16 protein-coding genes and 1 pseudogene are annotated in these 17,477 nt (G+C 72.8%); 10 read left to right on the forward strand and 7 right to left on the reverse strand.

The window, feature by feature from the left end; translation table 11 throughout:
- From Q1N79_RS08260 to Q1N79_RS08270, 3 genes are all read left to right on the forward strand, one after another.
- The coding region (locus Q1N79_RS08260) for a Sua5/YciO/YrdC/YwlC family protein (RefSeq protein WP_300606235.1) at window positions 1–190 on the forward strand (190 nt) is incomplete at its 5' end.
- Window positions 191–241: 51 nt separating this feature from the next.
- Window positions 242–1,354 carry a hypothetical protein gene (locus Q1N79_RS08265; protein ID WP_300606238.1) on the forward strand — a complete coding sequence of 371 codons (1,113 nt, stop codon included), beginning with the start codon at window positions 242–244 and terminating at the stop codon, window positions 1,352–1,354.
- 6 nt (window positions 1,355–1,360) lie between these two features.
- On the forward strand, window positions 1,361–1,807 hold the full coding sequence (locus tag Q1N79_RS08270; protein ID WP_300606241.1) for a hypothetical protein: 447 nt from the start codon (window positions 1,361–1,363) through the stop codon (window positions 1,805–1,807).
- A 268-nt stretch (window positions 1,808–2,075) separates the two neighbouring features.
- Here Q1N79_RS08270 and Q1N79_RS08275 read toward each other — a convergent pair whose 3' ends face one another.
- The 6 genes and pseudogenes from Q1N79_RS08275 to Q1N79_RS08300 all read right to left on the reverse strand — a co-directional run bounded on the left by Q1N79_RS08275 (window position 2,076) and on the right by Q1N79_RS08300 (window position 8,640).
- Window positions 2,076–3,590: a carboxyl transferase domain-containing protein gene (locus Q1N79_RS08275; RefSeq protein WP_300606243.1), complete on the reverse strand. Its 1,515-nt coding sequence runs from the start codon at window positions 3,588–3,590 to the stop codon at window positions 2,076–2,078.
- A gap of 3 nt (window positions 3,591–3,593) precedes the next feature.
- Window positions 3,594–4,865 carry a beta-ketoacyl synthase gene (locus Q1N79_RS08280; protein ID WP_300606246.1) on the reverse strand — a complete coding sequence of 424 codons (1,272 nt, stop codon included), beginning with the start codon at window positions 4,863–4,865 and terminating at the stop codon, window positions 3,594–3,596.
- A 47-nt stretch (window positions 4,866–4,912) separates the two neighbouring features.
- Window positions 4,913–5,188 (reverse strand): acyl carrier protein, encoded by a 276-nt coding sequence (locus Q1N79_RS08285; protein WP_300606248.1) that lies wholly within the window; start codon window positions 5,186–5,188, stop codon window positions 4,913–4,915.
- 46 nt (window positions 5,189–5,234) lie between these two features.
- Complete coding sequence (locus tag Q1N79_RS08290; protein WP_300606251.1) at window positions 5,235–6,182, reverse strand: beta-ketoacyl-ACP synthase III; 948 nt, start codon at window positions 6,180–6,182, stop codon at window positions 5,235–5,237.
- 293 nt (window positions 6,183–6,475) lie between these two features.
- A pseudogene (locus tag Q1N79_RS08295) lies at window positions 6,476–7,375 on the reverse strand (ACP S-malonyltransferase); the annotation flags it as partial.
- Between the two features lie 158 nt (window positions 7,376–7,533).
- Window positions 7,534–8,640 carry a CdaR family transcriptional regulator gene (locus tag Q1N79_RS08300; protein ID WP_300606273.1) on the reverse strand — a complete coding sequence of 369 codons (1,107 nt, stop codon included), beginning with the start codon at window positions 8,638–8,640 and terminating at the stop codon, window positions 7,534–7,536.
- A 281-nt stretch (window positions 8,641–8,921) separates the two neighbouring features.
- Here Q1N79_RS08300 and Q1N79_RS08305 point away from each other — a divergent pair, with 281 nt between their 5' ends.
- Together Q1N79_RS08305 and Q1N79_RS08310 are read left to right on the forward strand one after the other, a co-directional pair.
- On the forward strand, window positions 8,922–9,536 hold the full coding sequence (locus Q1N79_RS08305) for an RNA polymerase sigma factor (protein ID WP_300606253.1): 615 nt from the start codon (window positions 8,922–8,924) through the stop codon (window positions 9,534–9,536).
- The gene (locus tag Q1N79_RS08310; RefSeq protein WP_300606255.1) at window positions 9,533–10,051 is read left to right on the forward strand and encodes a hypothetical protein; all 519 of its coding nucleotides are present in this window, start codon (window positions 9,533–9,535) and stop codon (window positions 10,049–10,051) included. The genes Q1N79_RS08305 and Q1N79_RS08310 overlap by 4 nt, the downstream gene beginning before the upstream one ends.
- 17 nt (window positions 10,052–10,068) lie before the next feature.
- On the opposite strand, the gene aceE is transcribed toward Q1N79_RS08310, so the two are convergent.
- The gene (gene aceE / locus Q1N79_RS08315) at window positions 10,069–12,852 is read right to left on the reverse strand and encodes a pyruvate dehydrogenase (acetyl-transferring), homodimeric type (protein ID WP_367185043.1); all 2,784 of its coding nucleotides are present in this window, start codon (window positions 12,850–12,852) and stop codon (window positions 10,069–10,071) included.
- Window positions 12,853–13,289: 437 nt separating this feature from the next.
- On the opposite strand from aceE, the gene Q1N79_RS08320 reads away from it, so the two are divergent.
- From Q1N79_RS08320 to Q1N79_RS08340, 5 genes are all read left to right on the forward strand, one after another.
- Window positions 13,290–13,718, forward strand: coding sequence for a DUF3052 domain-containing protein (locus tag Q1N79_RS08320; protein WP_300606258.1), 429 nt, complete (start codon window positions 13,290–13,292; stop codon window positions 13,716–13,718).
- A gap of 118 nt (window positions 13,719–13,836) precedes the next feature.
- On the forward strand, window positions 13,837–14,298 hold the full coding sequence (locus Q1N79_RS08325) for a peroxiredoxin (RefSeq protein ID WP_300606261.1): 462 nt from the start codon (window positions 13,837–13,839) through the stop codon (window positions 14,296–14,298).
- 80 nt (window positions 14,299–14,378) lie between these two features.
- Entirely contained in the window at window positions 14,379–14,708 is a 330-nt protein-coding gene (locus tag Q1N79_RS08330; RefSeq protein WP_300606264.1) for a hypothetical protein, read from the forward strand.
- Between the two features lie 173 nt (window positions 14,709–14,881).
- Window positions 14,882–15,577 carry a GAF and ANTAR domain-containing protein gene (locus Q1N79_RS08335; protein WP_300606267.1) on the forward strand — a complete coding sequence of 232 codons (696 nt, stop codon included), beginning with the start codon at window positions 14,882–14,884 and terminating at the stop codon, window positions 15,575–15,577.
- Window positions 15,578–15,676: 99 nt separating this feature from the next.
- The coding region (locus tag Q1N79_RS08340) for a SpoIIE family protein phosphatase (protein WP_300606270.1) at window positions 15,677–17,477 on the forward strand (1,801 nt) is incomplete at its 3' end.

The raw sequence follows: 17,477 nt of genomic DNA on the forward strand, positions 1-17,477 counted from the left end.
CCTGCTGCTGCCAGGCCAGGACGAGCCCATGACCCAGGGATGGGAGATCGCGCAGCAGCTCGACCGCGCCGTGGACGCGGTGATCGACTGCGGCGACTGCGGTACCGAGCCGACGACGGTGATCGACTTCTCCCAGCCCGAGCCCGAGATCGTCCGTCGCGGGGCAGGCGACCCGTCCGACTTCGAGTGAACCGGGACGTGGCCCTACCGGGACCCCGGCGCGGGCGGGGAGACTGGATGGGTGCGGGGCGATGGCGTCCGCGGCAGGCGGGCCGTCACGGGGCTGCTGGCCGGGGTACCGCTGCGGGTGCGGCTGGTGGCCGCGGCGTGCTGCCTGGCGGCCGCCGGCGCGGCGATCATGAGCCTGGCCTGCGGCCTGGCGGTCAGGAGCGGCCTGATGTGGCAGGCCGGTCAGGAGCTGCGGTCCTACGCCGGGTATCTGGCCAGCGCTCCTTTCACGGCCATGCCTGTCGGCCCAGGCCCTGGCGGCGATGCGGCCGACGCGTTCGTCATCGAGGTCGTGACCGCGGGCCAGCTGGTGATCAGGACAGGCGTGGACCCCCGGCCCGGCCCGGCACTGCCGGCGGCCGCGGTCCGCGCGGGCCAGCTCGCCACGATCCGTGCGGGCAGCGGCGGCGGGAGCTGGCTTGTGGTCACCGAGGCGGTCCACTACAACGCCAAGCGCATCCTGTTCACCTACGGCTCCGACGGCTTTTACCTGGACGTCACCAGCACCGCGCGGCCAGGCACCCCGGGCACGCTGGTGGTCGGGCTGGACCTGAGCAGCGTCAGCCAGGCCGCCAGGAACGTCACGGCCGGCTGCGCCGCGGTCAGCGCCGCCGCGATCCTGGCCATCGCGGTCCTCGGCCTTGCGGTGATCCGCGCGATCCTGCGGCCGCTAGCCCAGCTGGACAAGGCGGCGGCCGGCGTCGCCGCGCACGGGCTCTGGTATCGGCTGCCTGGTGATCGTGCCCGTGGCCTTGCCGGCGGCCTCACGCGCTCCCTCGCGACGGTGCGCAGCCAGGCCGGGCGCGCTCGCGAGTCCGCGGACGCCGCCCGCGGGTCCACCGAGCAGCTGCGCAGCGTCCTGCTCGGGACCTGTCACGAACTGCGCCGCCCGGCCGGCGTCATCCGCGGCTTCGCCGAGTACTACCGGCACCGGGGGCCGCCGGCCGGGCGCGAGCTCGACCGCATGATGGACCGCGTGGCCGCCGAAGCCGAACGCATGGCCACGCTCGTCGACACCCTGGCGGGCACCGGCGACGACCAGGGGCAGGACCAACGGCCCTGCCCGCCACGCAGCCCTAGTCGGTTACTGAAACCGCAGGCACAGGCAGGCAGCCAGTGGGGGTGAGCACAGATGCAACAGCGAGTGCCCAGGAGGACGTGGTCCTCGCCGGCGCTGACCGGGCGGCGTCCCCGGCTGCTGGTCGAGGACGACCGGCCGGCCTTGGCGATCTCGGACTTCTCCCTATTCAAGGACGCGGGGTTCGACGTCGCCTTCTGCCGCGGGGCAGGCGACCCGCAGGGCTGCCCGCTGCTGCGCGGGCAGCGGTGCGTGCTTGTGGACGGGGCCGACGTGGTGCTGCACGGGCTAGACCCCGGGCTGGGCGTCGCGGCCGCCATCCGTCGCCAGCGCCCCGAGCTGCCCGTAGTGGTCCATCAGCGCCATCACCAGGACGGCACATTGGACCCGGTCCCCGCTGGGTGCGTGCCACTCCGCTACCCGTGCTCGGTCAGCGGCCAGATAGACGCCCTGCTCCGGGCAGAAGCAGCCGCCCGCCACGCGGCAGCGGTACGCGGCTAACCCGCCCCGCCGCAAGCGCCCGCCCGCAAGCGCCCGCCCGCAAGCGGCTCGCGCACTTTGCACACTCTGTGACCATTTGGCGCCCGGAATGCCCGATTTGTCCGTGCATAAAGTGTGCAGAGTCGCACTTGCGGGACTCGTGGGGCGCGAGGGAAGCCGCCTGCGGCCGAAATCGCCGGGGCCGCACCGCCGCAGCCGACCGCACCGCCACGCCGCCACGCCGCCACGCCGCCACGCCGGCCGACCGGCCGGGCCGCGGCGGACAGGCCTACAGCGGGATGTTCGCGTGCGAACCGCGCCGCTGCGGGGCCGAAGCGATGGCCGCGGCGATCGCCGCGACCGTCGAGGAAGGCGAGACCACCTCGTCGATGACGCCGATCTCCAGGGCGCGTGACAGCCCGCCCACGGTCGCCTCGTGCTCGGCGGCCAGCGCGGCCTCGGCCTCGTGCAGCTGGTCGGCCGGCACGGCGGCCAGCTTCCGCTTGTGCAGGATGCGGACGGCGGCGACCGCGCCCATCACGGCGACCTCGGCGTCCGGCCACGCGAAGACCCGAGTCGCCCCGAGCGACCGGGAGTTCATCGCGATGTACGCCCCGCCGTACGCCTTACGGGTCACCAGCGTGACCCGCGGCACGGTCGCCTCGGCGAAGGCGTGCAGCAGCTTGGCGCCGCGGCGCACCACGCCATCCCACTCCTGGCCGACGCCGGGCAGGTACCCCGGCACGTCCACGAGCACCACCAGCGGCACCCCGAACGCGTCGCAGAACCGCACGAAGCGCGCCGCCTTCTCCGCCGCCGCCGAATCCAGGCAGCCACCAAGCCGCAGCGGGTTGTTGGCGATCACGCCCACGGTGCGCCCGGCCAGCCGGCCGAGGATCGTGACGATGTTCGGTGCCCACCGCGGGTGCAGCTCAATCGTGGTATGCCGGGGGGCTGACCGGGGGTCGCCCCCCCGTGGGCTGGCAGCGCCTGGGCCGTCGAGCAGCCGGGACGTCACCCCGTGCACGTCGTAGGCGCGGCGCGCGGACTCCGGCAGGATCCCGGACAGGTCCCTGTCGGCCACCGACTCAGGCGAGATCTTGCCCTGCTCGCACAGCAGCGAGGCGAGCGTGCGCGCGTATGACAGCGCCTCGGCGTCGTCCGTGGCGACCAGGTGCACCACGCCGGACCGGCGGCTGTGCGGTTCGGGACCGCCGAGCCGGGCCATGTCCACCTCCTCGCCGGTGACAGAACGCACCACGTCGGGTCCGGTCACGAAGATCCGCCCCTGGCCGGACAGGATGACCACGTCGGTCAGCGCGGGCCCGTACGCGGCGCCGCCGGCCGCCGGGCCGAGCACCACCGAGATCTGCGGCACCACCCCGGACGCCGCGGTCATCGCCGCGAACACCGTGCCCACACCGTGCAGCGAAGCCACCCCTTCGGCCAGCCGCGCGCCGCCCGAGTGCCACAGCCCGATCACCGGCACGCCGCGCGCGATGGCCTCGTTGTACGCCCCGACGATCACCGCGCACCCGTCGGCGCCCATCGCGCCGCCCTGCACCCGGGGATCGGAGGCGAACGCCGCGGCGGTACTGCCGTCGATCAGGCCCACCGCGGCGGCCGCGCCGCTTCCGTCCGGCGCGACCGTCGCCAGCATCTGCATGGTTCCCGCGTCGAACAGCGCCGCGAGGCGGGCCACCGGATCGCGGGGGAGCGAAACGGCGCCAGCCGGGGGCTGCGAAACGGTGCCGGCCGGGGGCTGCGAAACGGCGCCGGCCTGCGACTGCGGAACGGCGGTCATCGGTCAGGCCTCCAGTCCGATGTACTCGGTGAACACCAGCGTCACGTTGTGCCCGCCGAAGCCGAACGCGTTGTTCAGCACCGCCATCGGCTCGGACACGCCCGCGCGCGGCGCGAGCGGGCGCGTTGCGGTGGCGACGTCGATGGTCACCTCGGCGTCCACGTCCTCAAGGTTGATCGTCGGCGGCGCGACCCGGTCGCGCAGCGCGAGAATCGCGGCCACCGACTCGACCGCGCCGGCCCCGCCGAGCAGGTGGCCGGTCATCGACTTGGTGGAGGTCACCACGCAGTCAGCGGCAGCAGGACCGAGGGCGTCGGCGATCGCGCGCGCCTCGAGCGGGTCGCCTTCCGGCGTGGACGTGGCGTGCGCGTTGACGTGGACCACCTGCGACGGGGATATCCGCGCGTCGCGCATCGCGGTCTCGATCGCGAACCGCACGCCTGCCCCGTCCGGCGACCCGTGCGAGATGTGGAAGGCGTCCGCGGAGTAGCCGGCCCCGGCCGCCACCGCGTAGATCCGCGCGCCGCGCGCGAGCGCGTGCGGCAGCGACTCGAGCACGACGACGCCGGCGCCCTCGCCGAGCACGAACCCGTCCCGCCCCTTGTCGAAGGGCCGGGACGCGCGCTCCGGCTCGTCGTTGCGGGTGGACATGGCGCCCATCCGGGCGAACGCGCCGATGTTCAGTGCCATGATCGCGGCCTCTGTTCCGCCGGCCACGACGACGTCGGCGCGGCCGGAACGGATCATGTCGATGCCGTACCCGATCGCCTCGGCTCCGGACGCGCACGCGCTGACCAGCGCGTGCGCCCCGGCCCTGGCGCCGAGTTCGATGCTGATCCAGCCGGCCGCGCCGTTCGGCATCAGCATCGGGACGGTGTACGGCGAGATGCGCTCCCAGCCCTTCTCGCGCAGCGTGTCGTAGGCCGTCAGCGTCGATCCGATCCCGCCGATGCCGCTGGTGACCGCCACGCCGAGGCGCCACGGGTCGACCGCGGGCGAGCCCGCGTCCGTCCAGGCCTGCCGCGCCGCGACCAGCCCGAACTGCTCACAGCGGTCCATCCGGCGGGCCTGGACCCGGCCGACCTCGGGCACCGGGTCCTCCGCCGCGGGCGCGGCGATGCGGACCGGCAGCGACTCCGCCCACTCGTCGGTGAGCGGGCGGACCCCGCTGGTTCCGGCGAGCATCGCTGACCAGGTGGACGCGACATCACCGCCGAGCGGCGTCGTCGCGCCGAGCCCGGTGACAACGACGCTTACCTGATCATTGCTGCTCACTGCGACCTCCCATGCGCTCGCGCGCGCTGTACCTGCCCCTGACGGCGTCAGGAGTTCTTGCTCACGAAGTTGACCACGTCCTGGACGGTCTTGAGGTCCTTCAGCTGCTCGTCCGGGATCTCGACGCCGAACTTGTCCTGGGCCGCGACCGCGATCTCGACCATCGAAAGCGAGTCGATGTCGAGGTCATCGACGAAGTTCGCCTCCGGCGTCACCTCGTCGGCGGGCACGCCGGCGATCTCGTCGATGATCTCGGCGAGCCCGGCCAGAATCTCCTGGTCAGTCACTGTTACTCCTTTTACTGTGCGACTGTGTTTAACCACCTGGTCGCCCCGGCGGCCGGGGCGTGCCCTCAGCGTAGGGCGCGGGCTAGGGTAGCGTGATCACTTGCGCTGCGTAGGACAGCCCGGCGCCGAACCCGAGGAGCAGCGCCGGGGTGCCCGGCTGCAGCCGTCCCTGCTCGGCCATCCGGGACAGCGCGAGCGGGATCGACGCCGACGAGGTGTTCCCCGCGTGCACGATGTCGTCGGCGAGGCGCTCGCGCGGGATGCCGAGCCGGCGGGCGATGGCCTCGATGATCCGCAGGTTGGCCTGGTGCGGGATGAACGCCGAGATGTCGGCGGGCGTGACCCCGGCCCGTGCGCACGCCTCAAGGGCCACCGGGTGCAGCGCGGTCGTCGCCCACCGGAACACGGCCTGCCCTTCCTGCGTGATGGCTCCGTTGCGGCCGGTGACCGTGATCTTCTCGGCCAGGTCGCCCGCGCTGCCCCAGACGACGGGCCCGATCCCTGACGGCTCGCCGTCGCCGGCCGGCCCGACCACGGCGGCCCCGGCGCCGTCGGCGAAAATGATGCACGTCGACCGGTCGGTCCAGTCCATCCACGAGCTCATCTTCTCCGCGCCGACCACGAGCACGTTGCGCGCGCTGCCCGCGCGCACCGCGTCGGAGGCGGTCCCGAGCGCGTAGCAGAACCCGGCGCACGCGGCGTTGAGGTCGTAGGCGCCGGGCGCGGCGATCCCGAGCCGGTGGGCGACCGTCGCCGCCACGTTCGGCAGCGGCACCTCGGGGCTGCACGTCGCGACGATCACCAGGTCGATGCCCGACGGCGGCAGGCCGCTCGCGGCCAGCGCCTTCCCGCCGGCGGCGGTCGCCATGTCCGCCACGGTCTCGTCGTCCGCGGCGATCCGCCTGCTTTCGATGCCGACCCGGCTGCGGATCCACTCATCGGTCGTGTCGACGATCTTGGCCAGGTCGTCGTTGGTGACCACCTTGTCCGGCTGGTAACCGCCGAACGCGACGACCCGGCTCCCGCTCACCGCTCCTCCTTCGGCTCAAGACGCACGAGCGGCCGCCCCTCGCCGACGGGATCGCCGTCTTCGACCAGCCATTCCACGACCGTCGCGGGCGCGGGAGCGACGACAGGCCGCTCGCCGCCGCGCGCCATGACCAGGCCAAGCACCGCGCCGGCTGGCACCGTAGCGCCGGCCGCGACCGCGTGGTCCGCTGATTCGCCATCTCCCGAACGGAACGTGCCGGCTGCCGGCGACACCACGATCCGCCACGGCGGCGGAGCGCCGGCCGGGGCTGCCGCGTATCCGTTCCTCGACTGGGCGTGCGCCGCGACCAGCTCCCGCGCGTCATCGAGCTGGTCCGGTGTCTTCAGCGCAAGCAGTGCGACGCCGGGCAGCGCCCGCCTGGCCATCCCGGTCAGCGTGCCGGCCGGCGGGAGCTCGATGAGCGCGGTCACCCCGACGTCGGACATCGTCGCCATGCACAGGTCCCAGCGAACCGGGGCGGCGACCTGAGCGACGACGCGGTCCACCCAGTTCGCTCCCGAGGTCACGACCGCGCCGTCGGCGTTGGAGACCAGCGTGATCGCGGGGTCCTTGACGACGGTGCCCGCCGCGGCCCGCGCGAGCGCCTCGACGGCGGGTGCCATGTGCCTGGTGTGGAACGCGCCCGCCACCCGCAGCGACCGCAGCCGGGCGCCTGGGGGCGGGCTGGCGGCGAACGCCTCGAGCTGCGCCAGCGTCCCGCCGGCCACGATCTGGCCGGCGCCGTTGATGTTCGCCGGGGTGAGCCCGGCCGCGGCGATGGCGGCGAGCACGCTCGCCTCGTCGCCGCCGAGGACCGCGGTCATCCCCGTCGGTTCAGCGTCGGTCGCCGCTGCCATGGCCTCGCCTCGCACCCGGGTGAGCCGGATCGCGTCGACGGCGCTGAGCACGCCCGCGATCGCGCCCGCGGCCAGCTCGCCCACGCTGTGCCCGGCGGCGGCGTCGGGCTCGCCGAGCAGCCCGGCGGCCGCGAGCGCCGCCGCGACCAGCAGCGGCTGGGCGACTGATGTGTCGGTGATCTCATCTGCGCTGCCGGTCGTGCCAAGCCTGATCAGGTCGCGGCCGGCCAGGTCCGACCAGGCGCCGAGCCGCTCGGCGAGACCGGGGATGTCGAGCCAGGGGGACAGGAAGCCCGGGGTCTGCGCGCCCTGTCCGGGCGCGGTGAAGATCAGCACGATGATTACCTTGCCCTGTAGGGGTCCGCCACCCTGATAACGAACGAGACGAAGTTGCCTGCCGGAACTTTGTAGCTATCCGCCAAAAGATGTTAACCCGCCAGTCACCGTCTGGTCACATGCGGCGTTTCGCCTTTCGCCGGCCGGCGGCCGGGTCGTCACCGGCGGGCAGCCAGCCTGCCGAGGATGACGGCCACCCAGAGCGTGAAGCCGTCCCGGCCGACCGACGGCGTGTACCCGCTGAGCTCGGTGATGCGGCGCAGCCGGTAGCGGACCGTGTTCGGATGCACGAACAGCATCCGGGCGGTCGCTTCCAGGGACGAGCCCTGCTCCAGGTAGGTCGTCAGCGTGTCGAGCAGCGCCGCGCCCCCGGCGAGCAGCGGCTCGTACACCTGCGTGACGAGCATGTGCACGGCGTCGGCGTCGCCGTCGAGCGCGCGCTCTGGCAGCAGCTCGTCGGCGCTGACCGGGCTCGGCGCGTCGGGCCAGCCAGGCGCGGCGCGCAGCCCCGCGAGCGCGGCCCGCGCGGACACCGAGGCCGACCGCAGGTCACGCACCGGCGGGCCGACGACCACCGGGCCGGCGCCGAACCTGCCCGCGAACCGCTCCGCGGCCGACATCGGGTCGTCGGTGCCGCCAAGGACCAGGATCAGCCTGCTGCCCTGCACGCCGGCCAGCAGGTCAAGCCGGGCGCGGCGGGCCTGGGCACGCAGCTCGTCGATGACCGGCTCGGCCTCCTCGCCGTCGATGCTGCCGGCGATCACCGCGACGGGGGAGGAGGACCAGTTCAGCGCCGAGGCCCACGAGTTCAGCGTCTCCTGCGCCTCACCGCGCACCAGCGAGTCGACGACAAGCGCCTCAAGCCGGGCATCCCATGCCCCGCGCGCCTCCGCGGTCCGCGCGTACACCTGGGCGGCGCTGAACGCGATCTCGCGCGCGTAGATCAGCACCGCCTCGCGCAGCTCGGCCTCCGCGCCTGGCGCGGCCAGGGAGTCGACCTGGTTCTCCACGACGTCGATGATCACCCGGACCATCTCCACCGCGTGCTGCAGGCTCACCGCCCGCGCCAGCTCACGCGGGGCGGTGCCGAAGACCTCGGTGGCAGCGGGCCGGGGCCGTTCTGGATGCCTGACCCAGTCGGCGAACGCGGCGATGCCCGCCTGGGCGACCAGGCCAAGCCACGACCGGTTCTCCGCCGACATCTTGCGGAACCACGGCAGCCGCTCGTCCATCGCCGCGATCGCCGCCGTGCCGAGCGCGCCCATCGACCGCTCGATCCGCCGCACGGTCTCCGGATGCACCCGGGCGGGCGTGCCGAGCGCGCCCGCTGCGCCGTCCGCTGCGCCGTCCGCGCCGTCCTCCGTGGCCTGCCTCTTCGCCTGCACGCAACCAGCGTGCCACGTCAGCCTCAGCTGCCGCCAAGTCCGCCGCCGTAAGGGCGTTCGCGATGTCACACCAGCCACTGCTGTCGCCTTTGTCCGCGCCCCGTCGCTTCGAGGTCCCTGCCGGTGAACCAGATCGCCGGTGCCGGACATAGTGGGGTGTGATGACCGACTGGGCAGCCCTCAGCGACGGGCAACTGTGGTCCCGCGCCGCCAGCCAGCGCGACGGCGAGGCGTTCGGCCAGCTCTTCGAGCGGCACGCGGACGCGGTCTACGCGCATTGCTTCCGGCGCACCGGATCGTGGTCGGCGGCGGAGGACCTGACGTCGGTGGTGTTCCTCGAGGCGTGGCGCAAGCGGCGTGACGTCAGGCTGGCCGGCGATTCGGTGCTGCCCTGGCTGCTCGCCGTCGCCAACAACGCGACAAGGAACGCTCAGCGCTCGATCCGCCGGCACCAGCGGCTGCTGGCCAGGCTCCCGCCGCCGTCGGCCGTGCCGGACATAGCCGAGGACGCCGCCAGCCGCGCGGACGGCGAGCGCGCCATGCGGCTGATCCTCAGCGAACTGCGCGCGCTCGCCGAGCCAGAGCGCCAGGTCCTCGCCCTCTGCGACTGGGCCGGGCTGAGCTACACCGAGGCGGCCGTCGCCATGGGCGTGCCTGTCGGGACCGTCCGCTCCCGGCTCACCCGCGCCCGCCAGCACCTGCGGGAGCGCACGGTCGCGATCCAGGCCGGGCCGGTCACCGCCCTGATCACGAGCAACCAGGAGAACCAGCCATGACCCGATTCGAGCTGCCGCCCGTCTGCGGCCTGCCCGTGGACCGCGTCGCGGCCATGCGGCGCCAGCTGGCGGCCGAAATCGCCCGTCGGCCCCGCCGCAAGCCGATCCTGATCGCCGCGAGCGCCGCGGTGGCGGCGGCCGCCGCCACCGCGGGGGGCTACGCCTATGTCCAGCATCCGGCGCCGGTCACCGACAAGAGCGAGGCCCGCTGCTACACGGTCGCCAGCCTCTCGGACGGCGCCGAGTCCTTCACGTTCGTGGCCGAGGCCGCGGTTGCGGGACAGTCCGGCCCGGGCCCGTCCCAGGTGGACAACGCACTCAGCGTTTGCGCCGGCTTCTGGCGGCAGGGCATCCTGCGCCCGGGTCCGGACGGCGCGCGCGGCGCGCCGGACCCGGGTCGTGACCACCCGGTGCCGCCGCTGGTGGCCTGCGTCCTGCCCGATGGCACGGCCGCGGTCTTCCCCGGCACCACGCTGACCTGCGCCGCCCTGGGCCTGCCCAACGCGGCCGGGTAGCGATCTGGCGGCCCGCCCTAGCCGAGCGCCTCCGACACCGGGAGGTCCAGCTTGTACCTGGCGATCGCCTGGGCGGGCAGCGACGCGTCGACCGCGCCCTCGCGGGCGAGCGACCACAGGACGGCCAGCACGATCGACTGCGCGTCCACGTGGAAGAACCGGCGGGTGGCCGGCCGCGTGTCGGACAAGCCGAACCCGTCGGTCCCCAGCGACGTGTACCCGGCAGGCACCCAGCGGGCGATCTGGTCCGGCACGGCGCGGAGCCAGTCGGAGACAGCGACGACCGGCCCGGACGACGACGGACCGGACAGCGCGGACGTGACGTACGGCACCCTGCCGGAGTCAGGGTGCAGCATGTTGTAGGACTCGCAGGCCATCGCGTCCCTGCGCAGTTCGGTCCACGACGTCACCGACCACACGTCCGCGGCCACGCCCCAGTCCGCGGCCAGCAGCGACGCGGCGCTCAGCGCCTGCCGCATCGCCACGCCCGAGGCCAGGATGCGGGCACGCGGGACAGCCGCCCCGGTCCGTTCTGGAGAAGAAGGAGAAGAGGCAGACGGCGCCTGCGCATAGCGGTAAAGCCCGCGCAGGATCCCCTCCTCCAGCGCCTGCGGTCCGCCCTCGACGGACGGCTCCGGCGGCTGCGGGTACGGCTCGTTGTAGACGGTGAGGTAGTAGAAGATGTTCTCGCCGTCCGGGTGCTCGGGCGTCGAGTCGTACATCCGCCGCAGCGCGTCCTTCACGATCACCGCGATCTCGTACGCCCACGCCGGGTCGTACGACACGCACGCCTCAGACACCGAGGCGAGCAGCTGCGAGTGCCCGTCGTCGTGCTGCAGCCCCTCGCCGGCCAGCGTCGTGCGGCCCGCGGTGGCGCCGAGCAGGAAGCCCCGCCCGAGCTGGTCGCCGAGCGCCCACATCTGGTCGCCCGTCCGCTGCCAGCCGAACATCGAGTAGAACACGTACACGGGGATCATGTACGTGCCGTGGGTGGCGTACGCGGTGCCCGACGCGATCACCGAGCCCATCGCGCCGGCCTCGCTGATGCCCTCGTGCAGGATCTGCCCCTGCTCGGACTCCTTGTACGACAGCAGCAGGTTGCGGTCCACCGCCTCGTACGTCTGCCCGAACGGCGAGTAGATCTTCGCGGTCGGGAACAGCGAGTCCATGCCGAACGTGCGCGCCTCGTCCGGGATCACCGGCACGAACCTGTCGCCGATGACCGGGTCCTTCATCAGGTCCTTGAGCAGCCGGACGAACGCCATCGTCGTGGCGACCGTCTGCTTGCCCGAGCCCTTGCGCAGCTCGTCGTACACCGCGTCAGGCGGTTGCGGCAGCGGCTTGGCCCGCACCACCCGGCGCGGCAGCACGCCGCCGAGGGCGGCCCGCCGCTCCTTCATGTACCGGATCTCGTCGGAGTCAGGCCCGGGGTGGTAGTACGGGGGGAGCTCGGCCTCGAGCAGCGAGTCAGGGATCGGCAGGTAGAGCCGGTCGCGGAACTCCTTGAGCTCGGCCACGGTGAGCTTCTTCATCTGGTGCGTGGCGTTGCGCGCCTCGAAGTCCTTGCCGAGCGTCCAGCCCTTGATCGTGTGGGTGAGGATCACGGTGGGCTGGCCCACGTGCTCGCGCGCGGCCTTGAACGCCGCGTAGACCTTGCGGTAGTCGTGCCCGCCGCGGGACAGGCCGCGCAGCTCGTCGTCGGACAGGTGCTCGACCATCTTGCGCAGCCGCGGGTCCGACCCGAAGAAGTGCTCGCGGATGTACGCGCCCGATTCGACGCCGTAGGTCTGGAACTGTCCGTCCGGCGTGGTGTTCATCTTGTTGACGAGCACGCCGTCGGTGTCCTGCGCCAGCAGCGGGTCCCAGTCGCGGCCCCAGATCACCTTGATCACGTTCCAGCCGGCGCCGCGGAAGACCGCCTCGAGCTCCTGGATGATCTTGCCGTTGCCGCGGACCGGGCCGTCGAGCCGCTGCAGGTTGCAGTTGATCACGAACGTCAGGTTGTCGAGCTCCTCGCGGGCGGCCACGCCGATCGCGCCGATCGCCTCCACCTCGTCCATCTCGCCGTCGCCGCAGAAACCCCAGACGTGGGACCGCGAGGTGTCGTGCAGCTCGCGCGCGAGCAGGTACCGGTTGAACCGCGCCTGGTAGATCGCGTTCAGCGGTCCGAGGCCCATGGACACCGTCGGGAACTCCCAGAAGTCCGGCATCAGCCGCGGGTGCGGGTAGCTCGGCAGGCCGCCGCCGGGGTGGGACAGCTCCTGGCGGAACCCGTCGAGCTGGGTCTGCGACAGCCGCCCTTCGAGGAACGCCCGCGCGTAGATGCCCGGGGCGGCGTGCCCCTGGAAGAACACCTGGTCGCCGGATTCGCCGTGGTCCTTGCCGCGGAAGAAGTGGTTGAACCCGACCTCGTACAGCGAGGCAGCCGACGCGTACGTCGCGATATGCCCGCCGACGCCAAGCCCGGGCCGGTTCGCCCGCGACACCATGATCGCGGCGTTCCACCGGATATACGCCCTGATGCGCCGTTCGACGTATTCGTCGCCTGGGAACCACGGCTCGCGCTCGGGCGGGATCGTGTTGATGTAGTCGGTGCTGCGCAGGCCGGGCACCCCGACCTGCTGCTCGCGCGCCCGCTCGAGCAGGCGCAGCATAAGGTAGCGGGCCCGGCCGCGGCCCCGGGACCTGGTGACCGAGTCGAAGGAGTCGATCCACTCCCGCGTCTCGTCCGGGTCGATGTCCGGCAGCTGCGTGGGCAGACCGTCGCTGATAATCGGGTAACGCTGGCGTCCGGAAGCCACGGGGTAGCCTCGCCTTCCGCAGTTCGGCGGCTCTTGGCCGCAGTCTTTCAACTAGCTTGTCCAGACCAATCGTCGTACGAGTCGGCCGGATTTTCATCTCTACCAAACGGTAACCGGACTGGACACCCGAACTGGTCGCGGGGCACCGCGAACGCCCGCGGCGAGCGGCCGCGGGCCGCGGTTCCCGCGGGCCGGCGACCAGCCCGTAGTCACGCAAGCCGGCGAGATTCGTCACGCAGTGTTCCCGCTGGCGGCGCGGGGTGACGCGGCGCCCGCAGGGAAGATCAATAAATGGCGGCTGTTTTCAAGCCGGGGAAGATTGCCACTTGCGCGCGGGGCCGACCCAGTGTGAACTGTCCCAACAAGAAGTACTGACGCGGCCACCGCCGCTTGACAAGCGGCTAGCGGGCGCGGGGAAGGATCTGGGAGGGACGTTAGTGAGCGCGACCGCGCGCCAGGCGCAGGATGAACGCGGCCAGGCCGAGCGGCTCGGGATCAAACCGGGCCAGGTGGTGCAGGAAATCGGCTATGACACCGATTGCGACGAGCAGCTGCGCGGCGCGATCTCGGGGATCGACGGCGTCGAGCTCGTCGACGAGGACTACGACGACGTCGTCGACGTGGTCCTGATGTGGTGGCGGGACGGTGACGGCGACCTCGTGGACGCGCTGGTCGACGCGCTGATGCCGCTGGCCGATGGGGGGTATATCTGGCTGCTCACTCCCAAGGCGGGCAGGCCGGGCCATGTCGAGCCGAGCGAGATCGGCGAGGCGGCCCCCACCGCCGGGCTTGCCCAGACGTCGAGTGTGAGCGCGGGCCGGGACTGGTCGGGTTCCCGGCTTGTCGCGCCGAAGGCCCGCCGCTGATCGTCGTGCATTAACTCGTTTTCATCACGCGCAGCGGGCCATGGCGACTGCGAGCGGCCACAGTGGCACACTTAGCCGTAGCAGGCCGTCACACAGCTTCTTCCTGAGAGGATCAGGCATGGCAGTTGAGATCGGGGACGAGGCCCCGGACTTCGAGCTTCCCGACCAGCACGGTACCCCGGTGCGGCTCTCCAGCTTCCGCGGCTCCAAGAACGTGGTGCTCGTGTTCTACCCGCTGGCGTTCAGCCCCGTGTGCAGCGCCGAGCTGTGCGGGATGCGCGATGACTTCCCCGAGGTCACCAGGGACGACGTGGAACTGCTCACGGTGTCGGTGGACTCGTTCTTCACCCACCGTGCCTGGGCCGACGCGGAGAACTTCCAGTTCTCGCTGCTCGCGGACTTCTGGCCGCACGGCGCGGCCGCCAAGGCCTACGGGGTGTTCGACGAGGAGCGGGGGCTTGCCGTCCGGGGCACGTTCGTCATCGACAAGGAAGGCATCGTGCGCTGGAAGGTCGTGAACCCGATCCCGCAGGCGCGCGACATCGCCGACTACCAGAAGGCGCTCGCCGCGCTCGCGTAACCGCGAGCCCGACCCTTGGACGGCCCGGCTGGCCGGCTGGTCTGTGCCAACAGGAAAGTCTGTGCCGACAGGAGGAAAGGGTGCCGTGTTATCGCTGCGGCACGCGCCAGGTTGACCCGGAGGCCGGGAAGAGCAGCCCGTGGCGCCGCGGCGTGGTGTGCGAGCACCAGGTGCTCATCTGCCCCGAGTGCCAGCCAGCCGCGCTCGCTGACCTCTCGCGGTGCACCGGGTGCGGCAGCGCGCACCTGGTCAGGCGGCTGGACCAGGTGGAATGCCTGGACTGCCGGCTGACCAGGGACGCCGAGCCGCAATCTCCGGCCCCGCACCCCGCGGGGCCGGACGGCGCGCCCGCCGCCGACCTGGCCGTCGAGGTCGCCCGCGCCCTGGACAAGGTCCTCGGCCGCCGCTGACGCGCCCGTGACCGGCGCTGAAGACCACCGTCTGCGGTCCCCGCTCGCGGGCACGGCGGTGGCCGCGGATTCCAGCCAGGGCGCCCGCGCGGCGTAGCAGCCGGTCCGTGCCGGAGCGCTGAACTACGCTGGAACAGACCCCCAGTATCTCCTGCCACCGACGGAGGGACGACGTGCCGCAGGTCGAGGACCTCGGCCATGAGGCCGCGGATCTTGTCAGCCTTTCCAACGGCGAGGCGAAGTCGCTGAACAAGCTCGCCGAGATGGCGGTCAGGCAGGTGCCTGGCTGCGCGGCCGCGGTCGCGACGATCTGGCGGGACGGCGAGCTCGCCGGGATGGCCGCCAGCCACCCTGAGCCCGCCGAGCTCGCCGACCTGGAAATCGGCGGCGGCCCCGGACCGCTGACCGCCGCCGCGCGCACCGGCGCGCCGGTGAGCTGTCCCGATATCGCCACGGACACCCGGTGGCCGCGATGGTCCGCGGCGGCGCTGAGCCGCGGGGTGCGCAGTTCCGTTCACCTCGTGCGCCAGTTCCCGCCGATGACGCTGGTGCTTGGGCTGTTCGGGGTGCGCCCGGGGGTCCTTGACGCCGACTCGGTGCCGATGGCGGAGATGCTCGCCCGGTTCGGCGGCACGGTGTTCGCCAACACGCTGGCGTATGGCGAGGCGCAGCGCACGGCGACACAGCTGAAGGACTCCGTGGCGGCCAGGGCGATCACCGACCAGGCCAAGGGCATCTTGATGCACGCGCTCGGCTGCGACGTCGACGAGGCGCTCGCGTACCTGCGCAACCAGGCGCAGCGGCGGCACGTCAAGGTCACCGAGGTGGCGGCGCGGGTCATCGCCACGTACGGCCGCGGACATGACTGACCTGCCCGCCGGAGGCCGCCGCGGGGTCTGCCGGGTGTCATAGTGTTGAGCAAGCTGGGCGGTCCGGCGTTACGGCGATACCAGGCCGCGCTCAGACCGATGCGCAGGAATGGCGGGACGATGCCGCAGGACGGATCGCCGAAGGAGTCGCTGGCCGGCTTGGCGTCGCGGCGTGACGCCCTGCGGCAGGCGGCGGAAATCACGGGTGCCGATCCCGGCGCGCTCCTTGACGCCGCCCTCACCGAACTCGACGGCGCGATCGAGGCGCTGGACGGCGCGCTGGCCTCGTCGGGCGGCGCGCCGCCCGACGAGGCCGCGGCCGACGGCGCGCCTGAGGCCGCCCGGGCCGAGCGGCGGCTGCTGCACGCCGCCTTCCAGCAGTCCCCGGTTCCGCTGTTCCTGCTCGAGCAGGACGGGACGATCCGGCGGGCGAACAACGAGTCCGCCGCGCTGCTCGGGTCGCCCTCGGGGTACGCGACCGGCAAGGCGCTGACGGCCTTCGTGGACCTGCCGTTCAGGGCCGCCGTGCAGACACAGCTGGCCGCCGCGGCGCGGACCGGCAAACCCAGGCAGGCCGACTGCCGCATGCTCACGGCCGCCGGCCCCGCCGACGTCGCCCTGCTTGCGGTCATGATCGAGATGTCGGCCGGCGACCCGCCGCTGCTCGTGGTCGCCGCCATGCCGGGGGCGCCGTCAGCGTCGCGGTCAGGGAAGAAGGGGGCGGCGACGGCGCCGGGCGGCCCAGGCCACTCCATCCAGTCGATGGCGCGGCGGATGGACATGATCACCGCGGTGACCAGGCTGCTCCTTGACAACAGCACGTTCAGCGAGGCCGTCACCTTGCAGCGGTGCGCGCGGCTGCTTGCCGGGGAATTCGCGGACTGGGTCATCATCGACGTCGAACGCGGCGGCCAGCTGCGCCGCCAGTTCGCCACCGGGCCGAGGAACGCGTCCGCCGAGCAGCTCGCGCGCGCCGCCCGCGGCGTGGATCCTGGACCGGAGTCGGTGCCGGCGCAGGTGCACGCGTCAGGCAAGTCCGTGCTGCTGGCACACGCGGCCGACCCGGGCCTGCTCGGCGCCGGGCCGGACGGCGCGCCGCTGCTGATGATGCTGGGGGCGACGTCGCTGATCAGCGTCCCTGTCTGGGACGGGACGACCGGCTACGGCACGCTGACGCTGGCGCGGGGTGCCGCCGCGGGCCGGTTCGGGATCGCGGACCTCGGCCTGGCCGAGGAACTGGGCCAGCACCTCGCGATCGCCATCCGGGTGGACCGGATGTTCCGGCAGCGCTCGGAGGTGGCCGAGGCGCTGCAGGCCAGCCTGCTGCCGGCCAGGCTGCCCGCCGTGCCCGGCCTTGACTTCGCCGCGGCCTACGTCGGCGCCACGCAGTGGCACGAGATCAGCGGCGACTTCTACGACGTGTTCGCGGCGGGGGACGAGTGGGTGGTCGCGATAGGCGACGTCTGCGGCAAGGGCCAGGACGCCGCGGCGGTGACCGCGGCGGCCAGGCACGCGATCCGGGCCCTGGTCCACGCGCACCCGGCGCCGGCGGACGTGCTCACCGCCGCGAACGAGGTGCTGATCGCGGGGGACTACGACGACCGGTTCGTCACCGTCAAGCTCGCCTTCCTGCGCCGTCGCGAGCACGCGCTGCAGGTGCGGCTCGCCAGCGCGGGCCATCCCGGCCCGGCGGTCGTACGGGCGGACGGGCGGGTGGAGATCCTTGACGGCGACGGCCTTCCGCTCGGCCTGTTCGGCGACGCCAAGCCGAGCTGCGCTGACCTTGAGATCGGCGAGGGCGACCTGCTGTTCTTCTACACCGACGGGGTGACCGAGGCAAGGAACGCGGACTCGGAGATCTTCGAAGACCGGCTCGCCGACGCGCTCGCCGCGACGGCAG

The sequence above is a fragment of the Trebonia sp. genome (assembly GCF_030042015.1).
In the GTDB taxonomy this organism is placed as follows: Bacteria; Actinomycetota; Actinomycetes; order Streptosporangiales; family Streptosporangiaceae; genus Trebonia.

Excerpts from the sequence above, each read along its gene's own strand:
- Q1N79_RS08325 (WP_300606261.1), top strand. The coding sequence starts at position 13,837 with ATGGCAGTTGAGATCGGGGACGAGGCCCCGGACTTCGAGCTTCCCGAC.
- Q1N79_RS08270 (WP_300606241.1), top strand. The coding sequence starts at position 1,361 with ATGCAACAGCGAGTGCCCAGGAGGACGTGGTCCTCGCCGGCGCTGACC.
- Q1N79_RS08310 (WP_300606255.1), top strand. The coding sequence starts at position 9,533 with ATGACCCGATTCGAGCTGCCGCCCGTCTGCGGCCTGCCCGTGGACCGC.
- Q1N79_RS08300 (WP_300606273.1), bottom strand. The coding sequence starts at position 8,640 with ATGGGCGCGCTCGGCACGGCGGCGATCGCGGCGATGGACGAGCGGCTG.
- Q1N79_RS08305 (WP_300606253.1), top strand. The coding sequence starts at position 8,922 with ATGACCGACTGGGCAGCCCTCAGCGACGGGCAACTGTGGTCCCGCGCC.
- Q1N79_RS08275 (WP_300606243.1), bottom strand. The coding sequence starts at position 3,590 with ATGACCGCCGTTCCGCAGTCGCAGGCCGGCGCCGTTTCGCAGCCCCCG.